General features: G+C 73.3%; 3 protein-coding genes. All 3 read left to right on the plus strand.

Features of this window, described 5'->3' with window-relative positions; translation table 11 throughout:
- The coding region (locus AC1D01_RS30920) for a PA2778 family cysteine peptidase (RefSeq protein WP_477873261.1) at nucleotides 1–897 on the plus strand (897 nt) is incomplete at its 5' end.
- 172 nt (nucleotides 898–1,069) lie between these two features.
- Nucleotides 1,070–1,840 carry a thioesterase II family protein gene (locus AC1D01_RS30925; RefSeq protein WP_477873263.1) on the plus strand — a complete coding sequence of 257 codons (771 nt, stop codon included), beginning with the start codon at nucleotides 1,070–1,072 and terminating at the stop codon, nucleotides 1,838–1,840.
- Nucleotides 1,841–1,852: 12 nt separating this feature from the next.
- Nucleotides 1,853–2,274 (plus strand): beta-ketoacyl synthase N-terminal-like domain-containing protein (locus AC1D01_RS30930; protein WP_477873265.1); only part of this gene is annotated, 422 nt, incomplete at its 3' end.

A 2,274-nucleotide genomic window follows, 5' to 3' on the forward strand; every position in this document is an offset into this window, starting at 1 on the left:
GTGCAGACCGCTGCGCTGCGCGAGCACCCGCCGGCCGGCCTGCCGCCGGTGGTCGAGCTGCACGCCACGCCGTTCTTCCCGCAGACCGACCACCAGTGCGGCCCGGCGGCGCTGGCCACCGCGCTCGGCGCGGCCGGCATCGCCGCCGACCCGGCGCTGCTCGCCGACGAGGTCTTCGTGCCCGCACGCGCCGGCAGCCTGCAGACCGAGATGCTGGCCGGTGCCCGCCGCCATGGGGCGGTCGCGACGCGCATCCCGGGTGAGCTCGACGCGCTGCTGCGCGAGCTGGCAGCCGGCCACCCGGTCGTCGTGTTGCAGAACCTGGGGCTGTCGTTCGTGCCGCTGTGGCACTACGCGGTCGTCGTCGGGCACGACCTGCCGCGCGGCGAGCTGCTGCTGCGCTCCGGCCGCAGCGAGCGCGAGCGGCTGCCGCTCTCGACCTTCGAGCACACCTGGGGCCGCTCCGGTTTCTGGGGCTTCGTCGCGTTGCCGCCGGGCGAGTGGCCGGCCACCGCGCACGCAGAAGCTGCCATCGAGGCAGCCGTCGGTTTCGAGCGCAGCGCGGCGCCGGCCGCTGCGGCCCGCGTGTACGCGTCGGCACTGCAACGCTGGCCGGGCAGGCTGAGCCTGCAGATCGGCTGGGGCAACAGCCTGCGCGCGAGCGGCGAGCCCGAGCAGGCCGCCGAGGTGTTCCGCGCCGCGGCCGAACAGCACCGCAGTGCGGCCGCCTTCATCAATTTGTCTGACACGCTGCTCGCGCTCGGCCGCCGCGACGAGGCGCAGCAGGCGGCGCGGGCCGCGCTCGCGCTGCACGACCGCTGGCAGGTGCAGGCTCGGCAGGCGCTGGATGAAGCCTCGCAGGAACCTTTGCAAAAGCCGTTGAAAACCGCACGCTGACCACGCATTCCAGGGGGCGCAGTTTCACTCAGATGGGGGGTCGTCCCGAGGGTGTCGCGACGCCCTTTGACTTTACATTGCTTCACTGGAAAGACACGGAGGATCACAGGCCGCACTTGGGCGGGCTCGACTCCCTTGTCGACGGCGTCGCGCGATGAGCCCAAATCCCTGGTTGCAACGGTTCACTCCCCGCCCCGCGGCGCGAGCCCGGCTGTTCTGCTTTCACCATGCCGGTGTGGGCGCCGCGGTGTATCGCCCGTGGCTGGCCGGACTGCCGGCCGAGCTGGAGCTGGTGGCGGTGCAACTGCCCGGCCGCGCGAACCGGCTCGACGAACCGCCGATGGACCGCATGCCAGCCCTGATCGACGCGCTGCTGCCGGCGCTGCGCCCCGAGCTCGACGACAAGCCGTTCGCGTTCTTCGGCCACAGCATGGGCGCCGTGCTGGCGGCCGAGGTGGCGCGTGCGCTGCAGGCGGCCGGCGCACCGGTGCCGGCGCAGCTGATCGTCTCGGGCCGCCGCCCGCCGCACTGGCCGGCCGCCGATGCGCCGCTGCACCGCCTGCCCGACGCTGCCTTCGTCGCCGAGATCCAGCGCCGCTACGGCGGCATTCCGGCCGAGGTGCTGCAGCATGCCGACGTGATGGCGCTGCTGCTGCCCAGCCTGCGCGCCGACATCGCCGCGCTCGAGACGCACCAGCCGCCGGCCGGCCGCGCGCCGCTCGAGTGCGCGCTGTCGGTGTTCGGCGGCAGCGACGACCCGCTGACGCCGCGCGCGCACCTCGACGGCTGGCGCGGCGAGACGCGCGGCCCGTTCCGCGTGCGCGTGTTCCCCGGCGATCACTTCTACCTGACCGGCCGGCGCGACGCGCTGCTGGCCGACCTGTCGGTGACGCTGGCGCCGTTGCTGGCGACCGCGCCGGCGAAGTCCCCCAGCTTCGCCTGACGAGAGGCTTCCATGAGCAGCACCGACAACGACACGCCAGCCCACGCTGCCGCCGCCGTTGTCGCTGCTGTTGTCGCTGATGTCGCGGTCGTCGGCATGGGCTGCCGCTTCCCCGGCGGTGTCAGCGATCCGCAGAGCTTCTGGCAGTTGCTGAGCGAAGGCCGCGATGCGATCGCCGAGATCCCCGCGAGCCGCATCGACCTCGGCCACTACCACGACCCGCGGCCTGCGACACCGGGCCGCATCATGACGCGCTGGGGCGGCTTCCTCGACGGCATCGAAGACTTCGACGCCGAGTTCTTCGGCATCTCGCCGCGCGAGGCCGAGCGGCTCGATCCGCAGCAGCGCCTGCTGCTCGAGACCGCATGGGAGGCGCTCGAAGACGCGGGCCAGGACCTGTCGCGCATCGATGCCGACCGGGCCGGCGTCTACGT

The organism is Rhizobacter sp. P3_B12 (assembly GCF_056402895.1).